Annotated in this window: 18 protein-coding genes and 1 pseudogene; 16 read left to right on the forward strand and 3 right to left on the reverse strand. The window is 73.4% G+C overall.

The genetic code is table 11. The features are described from left to right. Positions 1-112: 112 nt before the first annotated feature. The 12 genes and pseudogenes from pdhA (AB0M29_RS03660) to AB0M29_RS03715 all read left to right on the forward strand — a co-directional run bounded on the left by pdhA (AB0M29_RS03660) (position 113) and on the right by AB0M29_RS03715 (position 14,094). A complete protein-coding gene (pdhA, locus tag AB0M29_RS03660; protein ID WP_365378290.1) occupies positions 113-1,213 on the forward strand; it encodes a pyruvate dehydrogenase (acetyl-transferring) E1 component subunit alpha in 1,101 nt (366 codons plus the stop codon). After that, positions 1,210-2,241 (forward strand): alpha-ketoacid dehydrogenase subunit beta, encoded by a 1,032-nt coding sequence (locus AB0M29_RS03665; RefSeq protein WP_365378292.1) that lies wholly within the window; start codon positions 1,210-1,212, stop codon positions 2,239-2,241. The genes pdhA (AB0M29_RS03660) and AB0M29_RS03665 overlap by 4 nt, the downstream gene beginning before the upstream one ends. Further along, positions 2,241-3,662, forward strand: a complete 1,422-nt coding sequence (locus tag AB0M29_RS03670; protein WP_365378295.1) for a dihydrolipoamide acetyltransferase family protein — start codon at positions 2,241-2,243, stop codon at positions 3,660-3,662. Before AB0M29_RS03665 ends, AB0M29_RS03670 begins: the two co-directional genes overlap by 1 nt. A gap of 146 nt (positions 3,663-3,808) precedes the next feature. Continuing rightward, positions 3,809-4,807: pseudogene (locus AB0M29_RS03675) on the forward strand (DUF6457 domain-containing protein). After that, a complete protein-coding gene (locus tag AB0M29_RS03680; protein WP_365378297.1) occupies positions 4,804-6,384 on the forward strand; it encodes a molybdopterin molybdotransferase MoeA in 1,581 nt (526 codons plus the stop codon). Before AB0M29_RS03675 ends, AB0M29_RS03680 begins: the two are co-directional and overlap by 4 nt. A gap of 186 nt (positions 6,385-6,570) precedes the next feature. Further along, the gene (locus tag AB0M29_RS03685) at positions 6,571-6,780 is read left to right on the forward strand and encodes a hypothetical protein (protein WP_365378299.1); all 210 of its coding nucleotides are present in this window, start codon (positions 6,571-6,573) and stop codon (positions 6,778-6,780) included. Between the two features lie 102 nt (positions 6,781-6,882). Beyond that, on the forward strand, positions 6,883-7,839 hold the full coding sequence (locus AB0M29_RS03690; protein ID WP_365378302.1) for an NAD(P)H-quinone oxidoreductase: 957 nt from the start codon (positions 6,883-6,885) through the stop codon (positions 7,837-7,839). A gap of 105 nt (positions 7,840-7,944) precedes the next feature. Continuing rightward, positions 7,945-8,673, forward strand: a complete 729-nt coding sequence (locus AB0M29_RS03695) for a hypothetical protein (protein ID WP_365378304.1) — start codon at positions 7,945-7,947, stop codon at positions 8,671-8,673. Positions 8,674-8,791: 118 nt separating this feature from the next. Then, positions 8,792-9,532 (forward strand): PadR family transcriptional regulator, encoded by a 741-nt coding sequence (locus AB0M29_RS03700; RefSeq protein WP_365378307.1) that lies wholly within the window; start codon positions 8,792-8,794, stop codon positions 9,530-9,532. Between the two features lie 120 nt (positions 9,533-9,652). After that, positions 9,653-10,540, forward strand: coding sequence for an ABC transporter ATP-binding protein (locus AB0M29_RS03705; protein ID WP_365378310.1), 888 nt, complete (start codon positions 9,653-9,655; stop codon positions 10,538-10,540). Positions 10,541-10,647: 107 nt separating this feature from the next. Further along, positions 10,648-13,410 carry an ABC transporter permease gene (locus AB0M29_RS03710; protein WP_365378613.1) on the forward strand — a complete coding sequence of 921 codons (2,763 nt, stop codon included), beginning with the start codon at positions 10,648-10,650 and terminating at the stop codon, positions 13,408-13,410. Positions 13,411-13,536: 126 nt separating this feature from the next. Next, on the forward strand, positions 13,537-14,094 hold the full coding sequence (locus AB0M29_RS03715) for a bacterial proteasome activator family protein (protein ID WP_365378312.1): 558 nt from the start codon (positions 13,537-13,539) through the stop codon (positions 14,092-14,094). 68 nt (positions 14,095-14,162) lie between these two features. Here the strand turns inward: AB0M29_RS03715 and AB0M29_RS03720 are convergent, their stop codons facing one another. Next, a complete protein-coding gene (locus tag AB0M29_RS03720) occupies positions 14,163-15,914 on the reverse strand; it encodes a protein kinase (RefSeq protein WP_365378314.1) in 1,752 nt (583 codons plus the stop codon). Positions 15,915-16,261: 347 nt separating this feature from the next. Here AB0M29_RS03720 and AB0M29_RS03725 point away from each other — a divergent pair, with 347 nt between their 5' ends. Further along, complete coding sequence (locus AB0M29_RS03725) at positions 16,262-17,764, forward strand: protein kinase (RefSeq protein ID WP_365378616.1); 1,503 nt, start codon at positions 16,262-16,264, stop codon at positions 17,762-17,764. A gap of 43 nt (positions 17,765-17,807) precedes the next feature. On the opposite strand, the gene AB0M29_RS03730 is transcribed toward AB0M29_RS03725, so the two are convergent. Next, positions 17,808-18,842 carry a phosphotransferase gene (locus AB0M29_RS03730; RefSeq protein WP_365378317.1) on the reverse strand — a complete coding sequence of 345 codons (1,035 nt, stop codon included), beginning with the start codon at positions 18,840-18,842 and terminating at the stop codon, positions 17,808-17,810. A 97-nt stretch (positions 18,843-18,939) separates the two neighbouring features. Beyond that, on the reverse strand, positions 18,940-19,626 hold the full coding sequence (locus tag AB0M29_RS03735) for a response regulator transcription factor (protein ID WP_365378320.1): 687 nt from the start codon (positions 19,624-19,626) through the stop codon (positions 18,940-18,942). Positions 19,627-19,962: 336 nt separating this feature from the next. Here AB0M29_RS03735 and pdhA (AB0M29_RS03740) point away from each other — a divergent pair, with 336 nt between their 5' ends. Genes pdhA (AB0M29_RS03740) through AB0M29_RS03750 form a run of 3 tightly spaced genes read left to right on the forward strand, consistent with a single transcriptional unit; the run spans position 19,963 to position 23,537 of the window. Further along, a complete protein-coding gene (gene pdhA, locus AB0M29_RS03740; RefSeq protein ID WP_365378618.1) occupies positions 19,963-21,111 on the forward strand; it encodes a pyruvate dehydrogenase (acetyl-transferring) E1 component subunit alpha in 1,149 nt (382 codons plus the stop codon). Between the two features lies 1 nt (position 21,112). Then, positions 21,113-22,087, forward strand: a complete 975-nt coding sequence (locus AB0M29_RS03745; protein WP_365378322.1) for an alpha-ketoacid dehydrogenase subunit beta — start codon at positions 21,113-21,115, stop codon at positions 22,085-22,087. Positions 22,088-22,097: 10 nt separating this feature from the next. Further along, entirely contained in the window at positions 22,098-23,537 is a 1,440-nt protein-coding gene (locus AB0M29_RS03750) for a dihydrolipoamide acetyltransferase family protein (RefSeq protein WP_365378325.1), read from the forward strand. Positions 23,538-23,663 lie beyond the last annotated feature (126 nt).

The raw sequence follows: 23,663 nt of genomic DNA on the forward strand, positions 1-23,663 counted from the left end.
GCAGATCTGCCCTGTAGCCAAAATGCCTCCAGCGACCGAACAATCGGTAGGGAGCGAAACCCGCTCACGCCCACCGCTTTTTTCGGTCACCGAACACGAGGAGGTGCTCGCCATGACCGTGCTGGACACCCCTGCCTGGCGCCCCCGCACCGATGCCGCGCCGCTGCTGCCCGACCCGGAGCCGTATCGGCTGCTCGGCACCCCCGCCGCCGCCGAGCTGGACCCCGCGCTGCTCAGCACGCTCTACGGGCAGCTCGTCCGCGGGCGCCGCTACAACCAGCAGGCGACCGCGCTCACCAAGCAGGGCCGGCTCGCCGTCTACCCGTCGAGCACCGGTCAGGAGGCTTGCGAGATCGCCGCCGCTCTCGCGCTGAAGCCCCAGGACTGGCTGTTCCCCAGCTACCGCGACACCCTCGCGGTCGTCGCCCGCGGGGTGGACCCCGTGGCGGCCCTCACGCTGCTGCGCGGTGACTGGCACACCGGCTACGACCCGCACGAACACCGGGTGGCCCCGCTCAGCACCCCGCTTGCCACCCAGCTCCCGCACGCCGTCGGGCTCGCGCACGCCGCGCGGCTCAGCGGTGACGACGTGGTGGCGCTCGCCATGGTCGGCGACGGCGGCACCAGCGAGGGCGACTTCCACGAGGCGCTGAACTTCGCGGCCGTGTGGCGGGCCCCCGTCGTCTTCCTCGTGCAGAACAACGGCTTCGCCATCTCCGTACCACTCGCCAAGCAGTCCGCGGCCCCCTCGTTCGCCCACAAGGCGGTCGGCTACGGAATGCCGGGGCGGCTCGTGGACGGAAACGACGCGGCGGCCGTGCACCAGGTGCTCGCCGAGGCCGTCGGGCGGGCCAGGGACGGCGGCGGCCCCACGCTGGTCGAGGCCGTCACCTACCGCATGGAGGCGCACACCAACGCCGACGACGCCACCCGCTACCGGGAGGACTCCGAGGTGGCGGCCTGGCGGGCGCACGACCCGCTCACGCTGCTCGAACGCGAGATGACCGGCCGCGGACTGCTGGACGACACGGTGCGCCGCGCCGCGCAGGACGAGGCCGAGACGATGGCCGCGTCCCTGCGGGAGCGGATGAACGCCGATCCGCAGCTCGACCCGATGGAGCTCTTCTCGCACGTCTACGCCGAACCCACCCAGCAGTTGCGCCAGCAGGCCGCGCAGCTTCGGGCCGAGCTCGAAGCGGAGCGGCAGTCATGACCACAGCGGCACCCACCGCGGGCCGGGCCGCCGCGCCCACCCGCAAACCCGCCACCATGGCGCAGGCCCTCAACCAGGCACTGCGTGACTCCCTCGCGGCCGACAGCACGGTGCACGTGCTGGGCGAGGACGTCGGCACCCTCGGTGGCGTCTTCCGTATCACCGACGGGCTCACCAAGGAGTTCGGCGAGGACCGCTGCACCGACACCCCGCTCGCCGAGGCGGGCATCCTGGGCACGGCCGTCGGTATGGCGATGTACGGGCTGCGGCCCGTCGTGGAGATGCAGTTCGACGCCTTCGCCTACCCGGCGTTCGAGCAGCTCGTCAGCCATGTCGCCAAGATGCGCAACCGCACGCGTGGCGCGCTGACGCTGCCGATCACCATCCGCATCCCCTACGGCGGCGGCATCGGCGGGGTCGAGCACCACAGCGACGCCTCCGAGGCGTACTACACGCACACCCCCGGCCTGCACGTGGTCACGCCCGCCACCGTGGAGGACGCCTACGGGCTGCTGCGCGAGTCGATCGCCTCCGACGACCCGGTGATCTTCCTGGAGCCCAAGCGGCTCTACTGGTCGAAGTCCGACTGGTCGCCGCAGGCGCCCGCGCCGGTCGAGCCGATCGGCCGGGCCGTGGTGCGGCGCACCGGGCGCACCGCCACCCTCATCACCTACGGTCCCTCGCTGCCGGTCTGCCTGGAGGCGGCCGAGGCGGCGAAGGAGGAGGGCTGGGACCTGGGGGTCGTCGACCTGCGCAGCCTGGTGCCGTTCGACGAGGAGACCGTGGCGGCCGCCGTACGCGGCACCGGACGGGCGGTCGTGGTGCACGAGTCCGCCGGGTTCGGCGGTGCGGGCGCGGAGATAGCCGCCCGGATCACCGAGCGCTGCTTCCACCACCTGGAGGCGCCGGTGCTGCGCGTCTCCGGGTTCGACATCCCGTACCCGCCGCCGATGCTGGAGCGCCACCATCTGCCGGGCGTCGACCGGATCCTCGACGCGGTCGGCCGGTTGCAGTGGGAGGAGGACTGATGGCCGTCGTCAAGGAGTTCACCCTCCCGGACCTGGGAGAAGGACTCACCGAGGCGGAGATCGTCCGCTGGCTGGTGGAGGTCGGCGAGGTCGTGGCCATCGACCAGCCCGTGGTCGAGGTCGAGACCGCCAAGGCCGTCGTCGAAGTCCCCTGCCCCTACGGCGGCGTGGTCACCGCCCGCTTCGGAGCGGAGGGCGACACCCTGGAGGTCGGCCGCCCGCTGGTCACCGTCGCGGTCGGCAGCCGCACGCAGGACACCGACGGCGGCGGTGACGGCGGCGGCCACGAGCGTGCCGACGACGACGGCGGCTCGGGCAACGTCCTGGTCGGATACGGCACGGGCGGCGCGGTCGCCCGGCGCAGGGCCCGGGTCCGGGCGGTGGCAGCGGTGTCGCCCGGCACGGCGTCCGCTCCTGTGGCGGCGGCGAGCACCGCCGTGCCCACGGCCACCGCGCTCGACGCGACGGGTACGGTTCCGGATCCGACCGCGGCGCCTGCTCTGACGGTCGTGGACGGCGGCCCGGTCGCCGTCATATCGCCGCTGGTCCGGCGGATCGCCAGGGAACACGGCCTGGACCTGCGGGCCTTGGCGGGTACGGGCCCCGAGGGCCTGATCCTGCGGGCCGACGTGGAGCGGGCAGTGGCGGGAGCGGCTTCGGCCGAGCCCGCGGTGGCACCCGCACCGGTCGCATCGGCTGCATCGGTCGCCGCGGCGGTGCCGGTCGTGGACGGCGTGGAGCGTGTGCCGCTGCGCGGGATACGGGGCGCGGTCGCGGACAAGCTGGCGCGCAGCCGGCGGGAGATCCCCGACGCCACGTGCTGGGTGGACGCCGACGCCACCGAACTGCTGGCGGCGCGCGCCGCGATGAACGCGGCGGGTGGCGAGCGCATATCGGTGCTCGCGCTGTTCGCCCGGATCGTGACGGCGGCGCTTGCCCGGTACCCGGAGCTGAACGCCACGGTGGACGCCGAGCGGCGCGAGATCGTACGGCTGCCCGCCGTGCACCTCGGTTTCGCCGCGCAGACCGACCGGGGACTGGTCGTGCCCGTCGTGCGGGACGCGCAGGGCCGGACCACGGCCGGGCTGTCGGCGGAGATCGGGCGGCTGACGGAGGCCGCGAGGACCGGATCGCTGACGCCCGGGGAGCTGACCGGCGGGACGTTCACGCTGAACAACTACGGCGTGTTCGGAGTGGACGGCTCGACGCCGATCATCAACCACCCCGAGGCGGCGATGCTCGGAGTCGGCCGGATCACGCCCAAGCCCTGGGTGCACCAGGGGGAGTTGGCGGTACGGCAGGTGGTGCAGCTGTCGTTCACCTTCGACCACAGGGTGTGCGACGGAGGCACGGCGGGCGGCTTCCTGCGGTTCGTGGCCGACTGCGTGGAGAGTCCGGCGGTGCTGCTCGCCGCGGTGTGAGTGCGTGCCGCGGGCTCGCAGGCTCGAGCGCGCGGCGCGCGGCGCGCGGCGGGCGAGCCCGCCGGTCCGTCCGCCCGGCCACCTGCCCCCGGCCCGTCCGCTCGGGGCAGGTCCGGGCGGGTCCGGGCCGAGGGATACTCGCGGGCATGACGATGAGCTACGACGCGGTGGTCCTGGCCGGTGGCGCGGCCAGGCGGCTCGGCGGGGCGGACAAGCCCGCGCTGTCGGTCGGCGGCCAGATGCTGCTCGACCGCGTGCTCGGCGCGTGCGCGGGCGCGGGCAGCACCGTCGTCGTGGGGCCGCGCCGTCCCACCGTGCGGCCGGTGCGGTGGGCCCGCGAGGACCCGCCGGGCGGCGGCCCCCTGCCCGCCCTCGCCGCCGGACTCGCCGCCCTGGGTCTGCCCGTCCCCGGCTCCCCCGCCGCCTCCACCTCCACCTCCACCCTCACGTCTGCCCCCGACCCCCGGGTCGTCCTCGTGCTGGCGGCGGATCTGCCGTTTCTGACAGGGGAGACGGTGGGGGCGCTGGTCGGGGGGTTGGGCGAGGGGACGGACGGGGTGGTGCTGGTGGATGGCGAGGGGCGGGACCAGATGCTGGCGGGGGCGTATCGGGTGGAGGCGCTGCGGCGGGAGCTGGCGCTGATCGGGGCGGAGCACGGGGGGCTGGGCGGATTGCCGTTGAGGTTGCTGACGGGGGAGTTGGTGTTGGGGAGGATCGCGGATCCGACGGGGGTGGCGTCGTTCGACTGCGACACCTGGGAGGACGTGGCGGTGGCGCGGGCGAGGCTGGATGGGGCGGCCGGGGGTGAGAAGGGGTGAGCCTTCGTCGCGGCGGGGGCGGCATCGGGGACCATAGGGCTTGTGTTGGACGAATGGATCGCAGCAGCCAAGACCGAACTGGGCATCGACCTGGACGTGAACGTCGGGGTTCTGCTCGATGTGGCCCGTGACGCGGCGCATGGCGTCGCGCGTCCCGCGGCGCCGTTGACCACCTTCCTGGTGGGCTACGCGGCGGCGCAGGCGGGCGGCGGCCCGGAGGCGGTACGGGAGGCGGCGCGCAAGGCCGCCGACCTGGCCGCGCGCTGGGCCGAGGAAGCGGCCGACGGAAAGCCGGAGTCGGGCGGCGACGCGGAACCGGCGAGATGAGCGCCCCGGGTTCCGGCGCTGGCGCCGGCGCCGACGCCGCCGACCGCGCGCTCGACGACGCCCTGGCACTGGCCAACGAGCAGCGGCGGCCGGGCGGCGGCCTCGCGGGCCCCGCTGCCCGCGGCCACAACGACCCGCTGGCCGTGGCGCTCCGGCACGGCCACGACGAGGGAGCGCCGGCCGCCGGGGGATCAGGCCACGACCGCCCCCCGGCGCAGACCCCGCCCGCCGCCCGGCCCGCGCCCACACCACCCTCCTCCCAGACGCCGCGCCCCGCGGTCCCGTCCCCTCCCGCGGCGGACTCCCACACCTCCCGCACCTCCCACACCCCCGACTCCCCCGACGCGTCCTCCGGCGACAGCCGCGACGACCTCGCGTGGCCCGAGGCGCGGCGCGTGGCGCGGCGGGCGGGGCGGCGGTTGGGGGCGCGGACGCGGGAGCTGGGGGAGGACGTGCTCGGGATGGCGCTGGCGCGCGGGCTGACGGCGCTGACGGACCTGCCGTCGTTCGACGCGTCCGCGATGGACGGGTGGGCGGTCGCCGGGCCAGGCCCCTGGCGGTTGAAGGGCGGCCAGACGCTCGCGGGCCAGCGGCCGGGGGAGCCGCTGCTCGACGGCCACGCCACGCCGATCGCGACCGGCGCCGCGGTGCCCACGGGCACCACGGCGGTGCTGCGCAGCGAGCACGGCTGGACGCAGCGCAGGACGGACGGCGAGTGGTTGCAGGTGCGGGCGGCACACAGCGCCCCGGTGACGGGCCAGGAGGTACGGGCGCGGGGCCAGGAGTGCCGCAGCGGCGACGAGTTGCTGCCCGCGGGCACCGTGGTGACGCCCGCCGTGCTGGGCCTGGCCGCCGCGGCCGGGTACGACGAGCTGACCGTCACCGCCCGCCCGCGGGTCGAGCTGCTGGTCCTCGGTGACGAACTGCTGGACAGCGGGCTGCCGCGCGCCGGGCGGGTCCGTGACGCGCTCGGCCCGATGCTGCCGTCGTGGCTGCGCGCGCTGGGCGCCGACGTGACGTCCGTACGCCGCCTGGTGGACGACGCCGACGTGCTGTACGAGGCGGTGCGGAACACCGCGGCGGACGTCGTCGTGACCACCGGCGGCACGGCGGGCGGGCCGGTCGACCACGTCCACCCCGTACTCGCCAGGATCGGCGCGCGGCTGCTGGTCGACGGGGTGGCGGTACGCCCCGGGCACCCCATGCTGCTCGCCGAACTCCCCTCCGGCGGCCATCTCATCGGACTGCCCGGCAATCCGCTGGCCGCGGTGTCCGGGGTGCTGACGCTGGTCGCGCCGCTGCTGCGGACGCTGGCGGGCCGCCCCGTACCGGCGCCGTTCGCCGCGCCGCTCACCGCGGACGTGCACGGGCATCCGGTCGACACCCGGCTGGTACCGGTGGTCTTCGACGACGAGTCGGCCGCCCGCCCGCTGCACTTCGCCGGTCCCGCGATGCTGCGGGGCCTCGCCGCGGCCGACGGCATGGCGGTCATTCCGCCCGGCGGCGCCCGCGCCGGCGAGGAGACGGCGGTACTCGACATCGGCGCCCTGGCCGTGACCTGGGGGAGCGGCGCCTGAGACTCCCCGGCAAGAGGCAGCCGCACCCGGTCGCCGCGCGGCCCCTCGCCACGGACCCCCCCCGTCGCCACCGCTCCCGATCCACCGGGCGAATCCGGCAACGGCCCCCGCGCCGCAGGGGCACGCCCTAGCCTGTGGCGTACGCGCGGCGCGGGTCCGGGCCGCGGTGAGGAAACGGGAGTCGCCATGGCCAACGCGCAGGTCACCGTCACTCTTGACGCCCATCTCGTGATCGAGGTCATGGTGATGTCCGGCACCAGGAACCCGCAGGACGCGGTCGAGTTGATCTGCCGCGACTACCTGGAACGGGGCCAGCGGACCGAGGCGCGCACCGGCGACGCGGACGACGGCAAGCGGGTCAGCGACGATCAGCCGTACCGGGCCCAGGAGGGCTGACCCCCACCTCGCCAGGCGCCTCGCCACCGGAAGGAAACGCCTTGGCGCCGCCCGCGCCCTGACGCGCCGGGCCGCCGACCGGGGCGGGAGTAGCCTCGCGGCATGTATGCGATCACGATTCCTCAGCCGGGCGGCCCCGACGCACTGACCTGGGCAGAGGTGCCGGACCCGGTGGCAGGCGAGGGCGAGGTCGTCGTCGAGGTGGCGGCGACCGCGGTGAACCGGGCCGACCTCCTCCAGCGCCAGGGCTTCTACGACCCACCGCCCGGCGCTTCCCCGTACCCGGGTCTGGAGTGCTCGGGTCGGATCACCGCGATCGGCTCCGGCGTGTCCGGCTGGAACGTCGGCGACGAGGTGTGCGCGCTGCTCTCCGGCGGCGGATACGCGCAGAAGGTCGCCGTGCCCGCCGGGCAGTTGCTGCCGGTACCGAAGGGGATCGACCTGGTCACGGCGGCGGCGCTGCCCGAGGTGACGGCCACCGTCTGGTCGAACGTCTTCATGGTGGCGCATCTGCGTCCCGGCGAGACGCTGCTGGTGCACGGCGGGTCGAGCGGTATCGGCACCATGGCCGTCCAGCTCGGGAAGGCGGTCGGCGCGACCGTCGCCGTCACCGCGGGCAGCGCCGAGAAGCTGGCCGCCTGCCGCGAGCTGGGCGCCGACATCCTGGTCAACTACCGCGAGCAGGACTTCGCGGCCGAGGTCACCGCCGACGTCATCCTCGACATCATGGGCGCCAAGTACCTGCAGCGGAACGTGGACGCGCTCGCCGTCAACGGCCGTCTGGTGATCATCGGTCTCCAGGGCGGTGTGAAGGCCGAGTTGAACCTCGCCCAGCTCCTCACCAAGCGGGCAGCCGTGGCCGCCACCTCCCTGCGTCCGCGCCCGCTCGACGAGAAGGCCGCCATCGTGGCGGCCGTCCGCGAGCACGTCTGGCCGCTGATCGAGTCGGGCGCCGTCCGCCCGGTGGTGGACCGCGCCCTCCCCATCCAGGAGGCGGCCGAGGGCCACCGGGTGGTCGACGGCAGCACCCACGTGGGGAAGGTGCTGCTCACCTTCTGACCGAAGTCTCCGACCGCGCCTGCCGATACGGCCTTCTGTCCGAGATGCCGCGAATGTCGGGCTGTGTGACGCTGAGGGCACACAGTCCGGCGGAAGGCGGAGCGCGTGCGGCGGGGAGAGGGCGCCAACAGGGCGGCGGGAGCGGGCATCCGGCGTGCCGGGGTCGCCTGTTCGGTGGTGGCGCTGGCGCTGGGGTTCTCCGGGGTGTTGATGGTGTCGGAGGCGGGGGTCGGGTGGGCGACCTCGCCGGTGCCCTCGGTTCCGCTCCCGGGGGTGAGCCTGCCCGGAATGCCGTCGCTGCCGGCGCTGCCTCCGCTGCCGCCGTTGCCCTCGGGCGTGGCGGTGCCGCCGGTGACCGTACGGCCCACGGTCGGCCGCCCGCGCACCACCGCGCCCGCGGCGCCCCACACCCACAGCGCGCCCGCCGTCCCCACCGCCACCCCGTCGCACAGGCCGCGGCCCCGGCCGACCGTGAGCGCACCCGAACCCGCGCCCCCGCCCCCGCGGGAGGACGGTCCGCTGCGGCCGCCGCACCACGAGCCGTATCCGACCGCCCGCGACACCGGTCCCGCGCTCCGGCCGCCGCACCGGGTGCTCCGGCCGATGGGCGGCGGCACCGGGCGCGGGCCCTCGCTCGTGCCCGAGACCGGTACGGGCGCGGTGTCCGCGGCGCCGCAACCCGTGCCCGCCGCGCCCGCGGTGGGGGACAGGGGCCAGGCGGAGCCGGTGGACGAGCCCGCCCGCCGGGTGCTGAGGGTGCTGCCGCTCGGCGCCGGTATCGAACTCGTCGGACTGGGCCTCGGCTTCCTCGGTCTGCGGATGCGCCGCAGGTAGCGGCGGTGCGACGGGGCCCCGCGGCCGTCCGGGTGGAGCGTCCCCTAAGGGGTTTCACAGGGTTCTGTGCGAACGGGCGCGCTGGACAGGACGGCCATACTCGGTATACATACTGAGTATGTCGATCCGTCACGGCCTGCTGGCCCTCCTGGAGCGGGGCCCGCGCTACGGCTTCCAGCTCCGCACCGAGTTCGAGTCGCGCACCGGTTCGACCTGGCCGCTGAACGTGGGCCAGGTGTACACCACGCTCGGCCGACTGGAGCGCGACGGACTGGTGGTGCCCGCGGGCGAGGACGACGCGGGGCACGCGCTCTACGCCATCACCGAGGAAGGACGCGGCGAACTGCGTCAGTGGTTCGCCAGCCCGGTCGACCGGGCCAATCCGCCGCGCAACGAGCTGGCGATCAAGCTGGCGATGGCGGTGGGCTCACCGGACGTGGACGTACGGGCGGTGATCCAGGCCCAGCGCACCCACACCATCGCGGCGATGCAGGACTACACCCGGCTCAAGGCGCAGGCGCTGGAGTCCACCGCCACGACCGCCACCCAGCCCGACCGGGACGACGTGGCCTGGCAGTTGGTCCTGGACCAGCTGATCTTCCAGGCCGAGGCCGAGGCACGCTGGCTCGACCACTGCGAGACCCGCCTGGTACGGCTGTCGGCGGCGGCCCTGGCACAGGCCGGCAGCCGTGAAGGCGCCCCGGCCGACACCCCTCGCGACACCACCACGGAACCGACCGCCGACCCGGCGGAGGACGACTTCCCGACCGGCCACGGCGGGGACGGGGACGCAGAAGGGGGCGCCGCGCAGGACGGGTTGCTGCGCGGCGCCCTCAGACGTACCCGGGCCCGCCGCTAGCCGCCCCCACCGGCGGTACGGCGCGGGTGTCCGACCAACGCCCGCGTCGTACCGCCCTCGCCTCCGCACCCCACCCCACACCGCACGAGCAACACACTTGACCAGGGGGAACGACTACCCATGTCCGACCGACTCGCATCACCGGACGCGCCCGGCGCGTCACCAGCACCCGGCGCGGCGGGCAGCCGCACGGCGCCCGACGCACCCGTCCTCCGGCTGGAGGGCCTGACCCGCGTGCACGGCAGTGGGGCCACCGAGGTCCACGCGCTGCGCGGTATCGACCTGGACGTGCACCCCGGTGAACTCGTCGCCGTGATGGGCCCGTCGGGCTCCGGCAAGTCCACGCTGCTGACCATCGCGGGCGGCCTCGACCTGCCGACCTCGGGCCGGGTGATCGTCGAGGGCACCGACCTGACCACGGCGAGCCGCAAGGAGATCGCCGCGCTGCGCCGCCGCAGCATCGGCTATGTCTTCCAGGACTACAACCTCATCCCCGCGCTCACCGCCGCGGAGAACGTGGCACTCCCCCGCGAGCTGGACGGCACCGGCGCCCGCAAGGCGCGCCGCGAGTCCGTCGCCGCGCTGGAGGAGATGGGCCTCGGCCACCTCGCCGACCGGTTCCCCGACGAGATGTCCGGCGGCCAGCAGCAGCGCGTCGCCATCGCCCGCGCGCTGGTCGGCGACCGTCGGCTGGTCCTCGCGGACGAACCCACCGGCGCGCTGGACTCCGAGACCGGCGACACCGTACTGGCACTGCTGCGCACCCGTTGTGACGCGGGGGCGGCCGGGGTGCTGGTCACCCATGAACCGCGCTTCGCCGCCTGGGCGGACCGGGTGGTCTTCCTGCGGGACGGGTCCGTCGTCGACATGACGCTGCGCTCGTCGCCCGACTCGCTGCTCGCCGCGGCGGGCACCGGCACCGGCTCCGGCGGCCCGGGCCGCGGAGGCGGCGGCACCGGCCACGGCACCGCCCGCGGCGGCAACGGCTCCGGCGGTGCGGCGAAGTGAGCGGCACCTCCCCCGACTCGGGCCGGTTCAACTCCTGGCGGGTCGCCATCCGTATCGCCCGGCGCGACGCCTGGCGGGCCAAGGGCCGCAGCGCCATGGTGCTGGCGATGATCGCGCTGCCGATCGTCGGCGTGAGCGCCGCGGACATCACCATCCGCAGCTCGCAGCTCTCACCGCAGCAGAAGATCACCCGGCAGATCGGCGCGGCCGACGCCCGGCTGTCCAGCTCCGGGTACGGCAGCCAGCCGGTGTACCAGTCCCCCGACGGCCAGTCGGTCAACCCGGTCAAGAGCAACGCCGACCAGGCCGACTCGCAGAGCGGCAACGCCAAGGTGGACGCCGCGACCGCCGCCGCGCTCCCCGCGGGCGCGCACAGCATCACCGACGACCAGGCGTATGTCCGGTTCAAGACCAAGTACGGCCTACTGGACGCCCCCGTACGGGAGTTGAAGGCCGCCGATCCGCTGGCCGCCGGGATCATGGACCTCACCAAGGGCCGCTATCCGGCCGCCCCCGGTGAGGTGATGGCCACCAACGAGTTCCTCAGGAACGCCGATCTGCACGTCGGTTCGCGGGTCCAGGCCCGCGACTTCGACCGCGACTACGTGATCGTCGGCGCCTACGACCTGCCGAACGAACTCAAGACCGCCCAGCTCAACGCGTTGCCGGGCACCTTCCTCGCGGCGTACACCGAGGCGCTGAAGAGGACCGGGGGCCACACCTACCAGGAGCCGCTCTCCTATCTGGTGGCGGTGCCCGGCGGCTTCAGCTGGGACATGGTGAAGCAGGCCAACGCCAAGGGCGTCACGGTCACTTCACGCGCGGTGCTGCTGCACCCGCCAGCTGACGCCGACGTGCCGCTCTACCAGACGCCCGACGGCAGGCCGAACAAGTACGGCAGCAGCAGCGCGGAGCGGGCCGCCGCCCTCGCGGCCGCCGCGACCGTGGTCGGCCTGGCGATGCTGGAGATCTGCCTGCTGGCGGGCCCCGCGTTCGCCGTCGGCGCCCGCCGCTCCCGCCGCCAGCTCGGCCTGGTCGGTGCGAACGGCGGCGACCGCCGCCACATCCGGGCCGTGGTGCTCTCCGGCGGCCTGGTGATCGGCGCCGTCGCCGCGGTCATCGGCACGGTCCTCGGCCTGCTGCTGACCGTCGTGCTGCGCGGCACCCTGGAGAACTACGTCGGCAAGCGGTTCGGCGGGCTCACCCTGCGGCCCGCGGAGCTGGTCGGGATCGCCGCGCTCGCGGTGCTCACCGGGCTGCTGGCGGCCATCGCACCCGCCTTCACCGCCTCCCGGCAGAGCGTGCTGGCCTCGCTGACCGGCCGCCGCGGCATTCGCCGCGCCAACCGTGTGCTGCCGATCGTCGGACTGGCCGCGGTGCTGCTCGGCAGCGGCATCGCCGTGTTCGGCGCACTGGGTACCGGTACGACTCTGTCGGTCGGCATCGGCTCCGGTGTCGCGGAGCTGGGCGTCGTCGCCCTCACCCCGACGCTGGTGGGCATGTTCGGCAGGCTCGGCAGGTGGCTGCCGCTGTCGCCGCGGCTCGCGCTGCGCGACGCGGTACGCAACCGGGGCCGTACGGCGCCCGCGGTCGCGGCGGTGCTCGCCGCCGTCGCCGGTACGGTCGCCGTCGCCACCTACGCGGCCAGCTCCGACCGGGAGTCCCGGGACGCGTACCAGGCCAGGTCGCCGATGGGAGTCGTGTCCGTCACCGCCTACAGCGACCAGGGACGCGATCTCGGGGCGATCCGCGCGGCCATCGAGAAGGACTACCCGGTCTCCGGCCGGGCCGATGTCTCCGATCTCATCGCGGGCAAGCCCAACTGCGACACGGACACCGGCGCCGTCTGCGGCGACGTGGAACTCCAGATGCCCAAGGCCAACAGGTGCCCGCTGGACGACAGTGCCGCGTCGGACAAGCTCAGCGTGGCGCAGCGCCGCGATCTGAGCAGGGATTGGCGGTGCACCCGCGTCAATATCCCGCCGCCGATCAGCGTCGGCAGCGGGGTGCTGGTCGGCGGCCCCGCCGTGCTGCACGCCCTCGGTATCCGCGACGGCGACGCGGAACAGGCGCTGGCCCGCGGCGAGACCGTGGTCTTCAACAAGGCGTACGTCGACAACGGCAGCCTGAAGGTGAAGATCGTCACCGACAACTCGAAGCCGGTCGCCGACGGCGCCGAGGCGGTCGGGCCGGTGAAGACCGTGCCCGTCCACCTCGCGGCGGAGACCGTCACGCAGGCGTACGGGGTGACGGCCGTCATGCCCGCCAAGGCGGCCGCGGCGGCGCACATCAACACCACGCCGATCGGCTCGCTCTTCACCACCACGCGGATGCCCGACAGCCACGAGCGGCAGGCGCTCACCGGCGACCTGGCCAAGATCGCCAGCGACGCCGAGGTCTATCTCGAACGGGGCTACACCACCCAGAACAACCTGGTGCTGCTGGCCCTGAGCATCTTCGCGGGCCTGGTCACCGTGGGCGCCGCGGGTATCGCCACCGGCCTGGCGCAGGCCGACGCCGAGCCCGACCTCAAGACGCTGGCCGCGATCGGCGCCCCGCCGCGGGTGCGGCGGGCACTGTCCGGCTTCCAGTGCGGCGCGGTCGCGGCGATGGGTGTGCTGCTCGGCTCGGCGGCGGGCATCCTGCCCGCGGTGGGCCTGCGGCACACCGAGCGGCGGCAGGAGATGAAGTACTACCAGCAATCGGTGGACTCCGGATTCGGTGCGGGCCCGATGCTGCCGCATGTGCCGATCGTCGTCCCGTGGGGCACGCTCGCCGCCCTGCTGGTCGCCGTACCGCTCGGCGCGACGCTGCTCGCGGCGCTGGTCACCCGCTCGCGCAGCCAGCTCGCCCGGCGCGCGGAGGCGTAGCGGCCGTCGCGCGCCGCGCGCCCACCGCGCATCCACCGCCGTACGCCCGTACGCCAGTGCGCCCCCCGGTCCGTCGGGCCGGGGGGCGCACGGCCGGGTGGAGTGGGGGTGCGGGACAATGGCGGCATGGAGATGCCGATGAACGACCCGTCGCCAGAAGGCTCGCAGAACCCGCAGGTCCTGATCGTCGGACCGGACGGGATGGCGCTCGGAGGTGCTCCCGGAGGGGACGGCGAACCGCGCGAGATCCCGGTGACGGAGATGGTCGAGCAGCCCGCGAAGGTCATGCGGATCGGCAGCATGATCAAGCAGCTTCTGGAGGAGGTGCGCGCGGCTCCTCTGGACGAGGCCAGCCGGGTGCGGCTGAAGGAGATCCACGCCAGCTCGGTCAAGGAGCTGGAGGCCGGGCTCGCGCCCGAGCTGGTGGAGGAGCTGGAGCGGCTGTCGCTGCCCTTCACCGAGGAGAGCGTGCCCAGCGAGGCCGAGCTGCGGATCGCCCAAGCCCAGCTCGTCGGCTGGCTCGAAGGGCTCTTCCACGGCATCCAGACCGCGCTGTTCGCCCAGCAGATGGCGGCCCGCGCCCAACTGGAGCAGATGCGCCGCGCGCTGCCGCCCGGTGCGGGCGGCCACGACGAGGACGAGAGCGGCGGCAACCCCGGCCACCGCTCGGGCCCGTACCTCTAGGAGCCCCGTACCTCTAGGAGCCCCGGACCCCGGAGCGGCGGTCCCCGTTCACCGGCGAGAGGCCGCGGTCAGCCCGCGCTCTTGCCGGTGGACACCCAGATGGTGATCGGCGGCGACGTCTTGGGGTTGTAGTCGGCCAGGTACTTCGGGTTCTGGTCGGTGACCGCGCCCTTGCCCCAGAGCTGCTCGTTGGTCTGCTTGATCTTGTACTTCCAGTTGGCGGCCTGCATGCAGGCGACCACGGAGTCCACGTACAGATGCTGGAAGCTCGGCATCGTCATGACGTTGGGCTTGCCGGGGTTGATCAGCTCGTTGTGCGCGCCCGTGCACTGGGTGGCCTCGATGGTGCGGCTCGGGTCGCCCTGCACCACGGCGTCCTGCGTGGCGGGCGCGGCCGTCGGCTGCTTGTTCGTCGCGGTCGGCGCCGGGGTCGTCGTCTGGGTGTTCTTGCCCGCGTCGTCCTTCGACCCGCCGCCGGTCATCGCGACGATGATCGCGATCACCACCGCGACGGCCGCGACCGCGACCACCGCGCCGATCACCATCGGCCGGTTGGACTTCCCGCCGCCCGCGCCGCCGTGACCGCCCGGGCCGCCCGGGCCCTGCCCGGGACCGCCGTAGCCGACGCCGCTGGGGCGCTGCGGCGGCAGGCCCTGCTGCATCTGCTGCTGCGGCATGGCGGGCGCCATGTTGTACGCCGGGGTGGGCGGCGGCGTCTGGGACTGCTGCGGGTAGCCGTAGGCCGAGGGCATCGACGGCGGCGGCGGGGTGGACGGGCCGAAGCCCGGCTGCGGGGTGGTCGGCGCGTACGGCGTCTGCATGTGGGGCGCCGGGGTGTGCACCTGGCCCTGCGCGGACGGGAAGACCGCGGCGGAGACGCCCTCGCCGCGGCTGCCGGTCGCCGTGCCGCCGGACATCATCGGCATCGTGTTGCGCTGGGTGGCCGCCAGCACCCGGTCCGTCTCGTCGTGCATGGTGTCGGCGGTCGGGAAGCGCTCGGCCGGGTTCTTGCGCAGCGCGCGGGCCACCAGCGCGTCGATCGCCGGGGTCAGCGCCCGGTTGAACTGCGACGGCGCCGGCGGGATCTCCTGCACGTGCTGGTACGCCATCGCCAGCGGCGAGTCCGCGTCGAACGGCAGCCGCCCGGTGAGGAGTTCGAAGAGCATGCAGCCGACCGAGTACAGGTCGGAGCGCTCGTCGACACCGCGCCCCAGCGCCTGCTCGGGGGAGAGGTACTGCGGGGTGCCGACGACCATGCCCGTCTGGGTCATCGAGGTGACGCCGGACTGCATGGCACGCGCGATGCCGAAGTCCATCACCTTGACCACGCCGCGCTTGGTGATCATCACGTTGCCCGGCTTGATGTCCCGGTGGACCAGGCCCATCTCATGGCTGACCGCGAGCGCCGCCAGTACGTCGCCGGTGATCCGCAGCGCCTTGTCGGCGGGCATGGCGCCGTACTGCGCGACGTCGGAGGCCAGCACGTCGCCGAGCGGCTGCCCCTCCACGTACTCCATGACGATGTACGGCACGAGCTGGCCGTCGATCATGTCCTCGCCGGAGTCGAAGACGGAGACGATGTTGGTGTGGTTCAGCTTGGCGACGGACTGCGCCTCGCGGCGGAAACGCTCGCGGAAGGACTGCTCGTTGCCCAGGTTGGTGTGGAGGGTCTTGACGGCCACCGGCCGGTCCAGGACCGTGTCATGTGCCAGATGCACCGACGCCATGCCGCCCTGCCCCAGCAGGTCGCGCAGCACGTACCGCCCGCCGCCGACCGAGCGCCCCGTGTACTCGCCGCCCTGCGTGGCGTCCCCGCTCATCTGTACCGCTACCCCCTGGAGAGTTCGCCGGGAGACAGTCGTCCCCGAGCTTGCCCGCCAAGTCTGGCCGATCGCGCGGGCACGTCAAGTTCGTTGACCATCTCGTCACCTGATGCGCATCGCGCGCGCACACAGTCGGGACACATCGCGGGCACACTGCCGATACACCGCCGCGGACCTGGAACGGACCGGCGCCGAACCACGCGTGGGCGTGCTCGGCACATGGACGGGCGCCCGGCCGGGTACGCGAAAGCGGTACGGTGGCCGCTCCGGGTGGTAAGCGAGAGCGCCCGCCCGTGACCAATGGTGTACGGACGATGACCATGGACGAGCAACGGCGAGGACTGATGGGCGACCCCAACGAGACGGCCGCCGGCCCCGGAGCGTCGGAGACCTCCGGCCAGTGGGGTGTCGGCACGCTCGTCGGCGACGGCCGGTACCGGCTGACCGGGCGGCTCGGCCGCGGCGGCATGGCCGAGGTGTTCTCCGCGGAGGACGTCAGGCTGGGCCGGATCGTCGCGGTGAAGCTGCTCCGCACCGACCTGGCGGAGGACCCGGTCTCGAAGGCCCGGTTCACCCGGGAGGCGCAGTCCGTCGCCGGTCTCAACCACCACGCCGTCGTCGCCGTCTACGACTCGGGCGAGGACCGTACGCCCACCGGCACCGCGTCGTACATCGTGATGGAGCTGGTCGAGGGCCACACCATCCGTGATCTGCTGACCGCCGCCGAGCCGCCGCCGGTCGACCAGGCGCTGCTGATCGTCTCCGGTGTGCTGGAGGCGCTCGCCTACAGCCACCAGCACGGCATCGTGCACCGCGACATCAAGCCCGCCAATGTGATCATCACCACGAACGGCGCGGTCAAGGTCATGGACTTCGGCATCGCGCGGGCGCTGCACGGCGCCGCCAGCACGATGACGCAGACCGGCATGGTGATGGGCACCCCCCAGTACCTCTCCCCCGAGCAGGCGCTCGGCAAGTCCGTCGACCACCGCAGCGACCTCTACGCGACCGGCTGCCTGCTGTACGAGCTGCTGGCGCTGCGGCCGCCCTTCGTCGGTGAGACCCCGCTGTCGGTGGTCTACCAGCACGTGCAGGACGAGCCGCAGATCCCGTCGCTGCTCAACGACCGGGTGCCGCCCGAGCTGGACGGCCTGGTGCTGCGCTCGCTCGCCAAGCAGCCCGACGACCGCTTCCAGAGCGCCGAGGAGATGCGCGGCGTCATCCAGTACGCCCACCAGGCGCTGCTCCACCAGGGCGGCTGGACCGGCGGGATGTGGAACACCGGGGCGGTGGCGCCCTACGCCGCCGGGCCCGGCGGCACCGCGCCGACCGTGGTCGCCCAGGGCTACCGCGGCAACAGCACCACGGCCGAGTTCGGCGCCCCGCTGCTGGCGGGCGTCGGCGGCCGGGACGACGGCGCGCACGGCTACGACGAGCCGCCGCCGCGCGGCGGCGGCAACCGCTGGATGAAGCCGGTGCTCTTCGCGATCGCCGCGGTGATGGCGATCGCGCTGGGCGTCTTCCTGGCCACCCGTGGGAACGGCGACAAGACGCCCGCCGACACCACCCCGCCGGTGTCCACCCAGACCAGCCAGCAGCAGACGGACCAGCCGACCGACCAGCCGACGGACACCGGCACCGACTCCGGCAGCCCCACGGACGCGCCGACGACGAACCCGACCACGACGGCCCCGACGACCAAGCCGCCGACGACGAACCCGACGACGACGCCGCCGACCACGCCTCCCACCACGCCGCCGACGACCAAGCCGCCGACGACGCCTCCCAGCTCCCCGCCGACCACGACGCCGGCCGCGACCGACACCCCCACGGCGCCCGGGCTCTGACGGCACACCGCCCGGCGGCGCACCGCAATCCGCGCGCCGGGGCTCAGTTGGTGAAGGCGTCCATGACCGCCTCGTACTCGCTGGTCCACCAGACCGCGAGCGCCGAGGCGGCCGGGAAGAGCGGGTCGGAGCGGCGGTCGCGGCGCTCGTAGCGCCAGTGCAGCATCCAGAAGTCGTTGAGCCGCTCCCACCAGACACGGTGCACCGCGGCGGCGACCTCGGCGGCCGACACCCCGGCGGCGGCGCGGTAGGCGCGGGCGTACGGCCGGACCTTCCGCAGGTCGAGACGGCCGTCCACCGGGTGGACGTAGAAGATCGCGGCGGCCCGTACCGCCTCCTCCGCGCGCGGCTGCACCGCCAGCCGGTCCCAGTCGACGATCGCGGCCGGCTCGTCGCCCTGGTAGAGCAGGTTCAGCGGGTGGAAGTCGCCGTGCACCCAGCCGCTGACCGGCCCGTCGGCGTCCGGCGGGCGGCGGTGGGCGAGCCGCCGCAGCAGCGCCCTGCGCTCCAGCAGCCGGTGCTCGGCCAGCGCGTCGAAGGCGTCGTGCGGCCGGTGGCCGCGGACCAGCGCGAGGAGCTGGTCGATCTGTGCGTGCGTACGGGCCGCCTCGGCGCTCGGATGGCGGCGCTCGGCGGCCGGGGGCGGCGGCTGGATCCGGGCGAGGCCGGTGTGCACCGCGCCGAGCAGGGCGCCGAGCCGCCCGGACTGCTCGGTGTCCAGTTCGGTGCCCTCGCGATGGCTGCCCTCGATCCACGGGAAGAGCGCGTAGCCGTAGCCGCCGAGCCGCGCGACCGTACGCCCGCGTATGTCGGTCAAGGGCGCGGTGGCGGGCAGTCCCAGCCGGGCCAGGCCGCTGGTGGCCCGGTGCTGGCGGACGATCAGGCCGGGGTCGGCGGTGTCCGGCGCGAGGTACTGCTTGAGGAAGAAACGGCCCCGGGTGGTGGTGATCTCGTAGCCCCGGTTGAGTAAGCCCAGAGGGACGGGTTCGCAGGTCAGCGGGGTTCCCGCCTCCTCGTACCGGCGCAGCAGAGCGATCAGTGAACCGCGTGCCTGCGGCGCCGTCGCCGTGCCCGTCACGTGGCACAGGGTAGATCACAACGACAGCCCGCCCCGACGCAGGTGGCGGTCCATCCCCGTCACCTGCTAATGGAGCTGGGGGAGCCGCGCAGCCGCCCTAGGAGCGGTCCTCCTCCGCGTGCAGCCGGGCCACGTACGCCGCCGCCTGGGTGCGCCGCTCCATGTCGAGCTTGCCCAGCAGCGAGGACACGTAGTTCTTGACCGTCTTCTCCGCCAGGTGCAGGTGCTCGCCGATCTGCCGGTTGGTGAGGCCCTCGCCGATCAGGTCCAGGATCCGCCGCTCCTGGTCGGTCAGCACGTCCAGCCGGTCGTCGCCGCCCTCGCGGCCGTCGCGGGTGCCGCCCTGGCGCAGCCGCTCCAGCACCTTCGCGGTGGCCACCGGGTCGAGCAGCGAACGCCCCGCGGCCACGTCGCGGATCGCGTCGATCAGGTCGTGCCCGCGGATGACCTTCAGGACGTATCCGGCCGCGCCCGCCATGATCGCGTCGAAGAGCGCCTCGTCGTCCGCGTACGACGTCAGCATCAGGCATTTGATGTCCGGGTCGTGCGAGCGCACCTCGCGGCACACCTCGACCCCGCTGCCGTCCGGCAGCCGTACGTCGAGCACCGCCACGTCCGGATGGGTGGCGGGGATCCGGGCCAGCGCCTCATGGGCGTTGCCCGCCTCGCCGACGATCTCGATGTCGGACTCGACCGAGAGCAGTTCGTGCACTCCCCGGCGGACCACTTCGTGATCGTCGAGGAGAAAGACACGGATTGTGGGTTTCTCGCCGTCTTGTGCCACCTGACCAGCGTCGCACTGATGTGATCTGTCTGCCTCTTACGCACACCGGGTATCCGGGATACGGTGCGGATGTCCCGGCGATGGCCTGCGGGAACGCGGTCAGGAACGCGATTTGCTAGGAAATCCAAGCAAAGTCGCAGGTCAGAAACTGTGCCTTCCGCGTACGCGGAGGGGTTCCGAAGTAGGTAACGTCTCTGTTGCAGGCCACTAGCCGGGGCACTGTCACGCCTGGCACGGCCATGCCGCACACACCCCGTGCGCCGCGTCGGACCAGGTGAGCCGCACTGGTGCCCGGCGGATCCCGGGGGCCGGACAGACGGAGGAGCGAACGTGAGCGTGAAGAGCACTGCCACGCGGAGGACCACCCGCGGCGGCGGCGCGAAGCGCCGTGGGGCCGAGCCCGAGCTCGTACAGCTGCTGACCCCTGAGGGGGAGCGCGTCGAGCACAGCGAGTACTCCATCGACCTGACGCCGGAAGAGCTGCGTGGCCTGTACCGCGACATGGTGCTGACCCGCCGCTTCGACGCGGAGGCGATCACCCTGCAACGCCAGGGGGAGCTGGGCCTGTGGGCCTCGCTGCTCGGCCAGGAGGCCGCCCAGATCGGATCGGGCCGCGCCACCCGCCCGGACGACTACGTCTTCCCGACGTACCGGGAGCACGGCGTCGCCTGGACCCGGGACGTGGACCCGCTGAACCTGCTGGGCATGTTCCGCGGGGTCAACCACGGAGGCTGGGACCCCAACGAGAACAACTTCCACCTGTACACGATCGTCATCGGCTCGCAGACGCTGCACGCCACCGGCTACGCCATGGGCGTCGCCAAGGACGGCGCGGACTCGGCCGTGATCGCGTACTTCGGCGACGGCGCCTCCAGCCAGGGCGACGTGGCCGAGGCGTTCACCTTCGCTGCGGTCTACAACGCGCCCGTGGTGTTCTTCTGCCAGAACAACCAGTGGGCGATCTCCGAGCCGACCGAGAAGCAGTCCCGGGTGCCGATCTACCAGCGCGCCGCCGGTTACGGCTTCCCCGGTGTCCGTGTCGACGGCAACGACGTCCTCGCGGTGCTCGCCGTCACCCGGGCGGCCCTGGAGCACGCCCGCAGTGGCCAGGGGCCGATGCTGGTGGAGGCGTTCACGTACCGGATGGGCGCGCACACCACCACCGACGACCCGACCCGCTACCGCGCCGACGAGGAGCGCGAGCAGTGGGAGACGAAGGACCCCATCCAGCGTCTGAAGACGTATCTGGACAAGGAGGGCCTGGCCGACGAGGCGTTCTTCGCCGAGACGGCCAAGGAGAGCGACGCGCTCGCCAAGCGGGTGCGCGAGGGCGTACGGAACATGCCGAACCCCGACACCATGGCGATCTTCGACAACGTCTACGCCGACGGCCACGCGCTGGTCGACGAGGAGCGCGCGCAGTTCGCCGAGTATCTGGCCTCCTTCGAGGGTGCCGCTTCGGACGCTTCGGATGAGGGGCACTGACATGACCCAGATGGCAATCGCCAAGGCCCTGAACGAGTCGCTCCGCAAGGCGCTGGAGAACGACCCCAAGGTCCTCATCATGGGCGAGGACGTCGGCAAGCTCGGCGGCGTCTTCCGGATCACCGACGGTCTGCAGAAGGACTTCGGCGAGGGGCGGGTCATCGACACCCCGCTGGCCGAGTCCGGCATCGTCGGCACCGCGATCGGCCTGGCCCTGCGCGGCTACCGCCCGGTCGTCGAGATCCAGTTCGACGGCTTCGTCTTCCCTGCCTACGACCAGATCGTCACCCAGCTCGCGAAGATGCACGCCCGCGCGCTCGGCAAGATCAAGCTGCCGGTCGTCATCCGCATCCCGTACGCGGGCGGCATCGGCGCGGTCGAGCACCACAGCGAGTCCCCCGAGGCGCTGTTCGCGCACGTCCCGGGCCTGAAGGTGATCACCCCCTCGAACGCCTCCGACGCCTACTGGATGCTCCAGCAGGCCATCGAGTGCGACGACCCGGTGATCTTCTTCGAGCCGAAGCGGCGCTACTGGGACAAGGGCGAGGTCGACACCTCGGCCGTCCCCGGCTCGCCGCACCAGGCCGTCGTCGCCCAGCAGGGCACCGATCTGACGCTGGCCGCCTACGGGCCGATGGTGAAGGTCTGTCTGGAAGCCGCCGCCGCTGCCGCCAACGAGGGCCGTAGCCTTGAGGTCGTGGACCTGCGGTCGCTCTCCCCGGTCGACTTCGACACCCTGCAGGCGTCGGTGGAGAAGACCCGCCACCTGGTGATCGTGCACGAGGCACCGACCTTCTACGGCACCGGAGCGGAGATCGCGGCCCGCATCACCGAGCGCTGCTTCTATCACCTCGAGGCCCCGGTGCTCCGGGTGGGCGGCTTCCACGCCCCCTACCCGCCGGCCCGTCTGGAGGAGGAGTACCTGCCCGGCCTGGACCGCGTACTCGACGCCGTCGACCGCTCACTGGCGTTCTGAGGAGAGGGTTGTGACGACCATGACCGCACAGGCACAGCGCTTCCGAGAGTTCCGGATGCCGGACGTCGGCGAGGGCCTGACCGAGGCGGAGATCCTCAAGTGGTACGTGACCGTCGGTGACACCGTCACCGACGGCCAGGTGATCTGCGAGGTCGAGACCGCCAAGGCGGCCGTCGAACTGCCCATCCCGTACGACGGGGTGGTCAGCGAGATCCGCTTCGACGAGGGCACGACGGTGGACGTCGGCACGCCGATCATCGTGGTGGACGCGGGCGGCCCGGCAGCGGGAGAGGCCGAGGCTCCTCCGGCGGCGCCCGAGGCGACGTACTACCCGCCGAAGGCCGAGGCGGCGCCTGCCGCACCGGCCGCACCCGCGGCTCCTGCCGCCCCCGCCGCGCCCGAGCAGGCCAAGCGGCAGGCGGTGCTCGTCGGCTACGGCGTCGCGCCGTCGTCCACGACGCGCCGCCCGCGCAAGGCGACCGCCGCGGCTCCCGCCGTCCCGGCGCGGTCCGAGCTCAACGGGCACGACCGGACGAACGGGCTCGCCCCGGCGGCCGACCGGCCGCTGGCCAAGCCGCCGGTCCGCAAGCTGGCCAAGGACCTCGGCATCGACCTGGCGACCGTCACCCCCACCGGCCCCAACGGTGTGGTGACCCGCGAGGACATCCGGGCGGCCGCCGCGCCGCCCGCCCCGCTGCCGCCGGCCGTGACCGCCCCGGGTGCCCTCGCTCCCGCGCCCGCCCCCGGCGAGCGCGAGACGCGGATCCCCATCAAGGGCGTCCGCAAGGCCACCGCGCAGGCGATGGTGGCCAGCGCCTTCACCGCGCCGCATGTCACCGAGTTCGTGACGTTCGACATCACGCGGACGATGAAGCTGGTCCAGGAGCTGAAGACCGACCGCGCCTTCGAGGGCGTACGCGTCAGCCCGCTGCTCCTGGTCGCCAAGGCGCTGCTGATCGCCCTGCGCCGCAACCCCGGGGCCAACGCGGCCTGGGACGAGGCCAACCAGGAGATCGTCCACAAGTCGTACGTGAACCTGGGGATCGCCGCGGCCACCCCCCGTGGCCTCATCGTCCCCAACATCAAGGACGCCCAGGACAAGACGCTGCCCGAACTGGCGTCCGCCCTGGGTGAGTTGATCACCACGGCACGTGACGGCAAGACCTCGCCCGCCGCGATGCAGGGTGGCACGGTGACCATCACCAACGTCGGCGTCTTCGGCGTCGACACCGGCACCCCCATCCTCAACCCCGGCGAGTCCGCGATCCTCGCCTTCGGCGCGGTCAAGCTCCAGCCCTGGGTCCACAAGGGCAAGGTGAAGCCCCGTCAGGTCACCACCCTGGCGCTCTCCTTCGACCACCGCCTGGTCGACGGCGAGCTCGGCTCCAAGGTGCTGGCCGACGTGGCCGCCATCCTGGAGCAGCCCAAGCGGCTGATCACCTGGGCGTAAGCGGCCCACGCACGGACAGGAGGGCCAGGACGGACATCGTCCTGGCCCTCCTGCGTGCTGGTGCGTGGGGAACGGCTGGTCGTATCCCGCGCCGGCGTGGCGGCGCACAGCAGTTCCCCCCGACGA

It is taken from the genome of Streptomyces sp. NPDC051976, from assembly GCF_040680795.1.
Classification (GTDB): Bacteria; Actinomycetota; Actinomycetes; order Streptomycetales; family Streptomycetaceae; genus Actinacidiphila.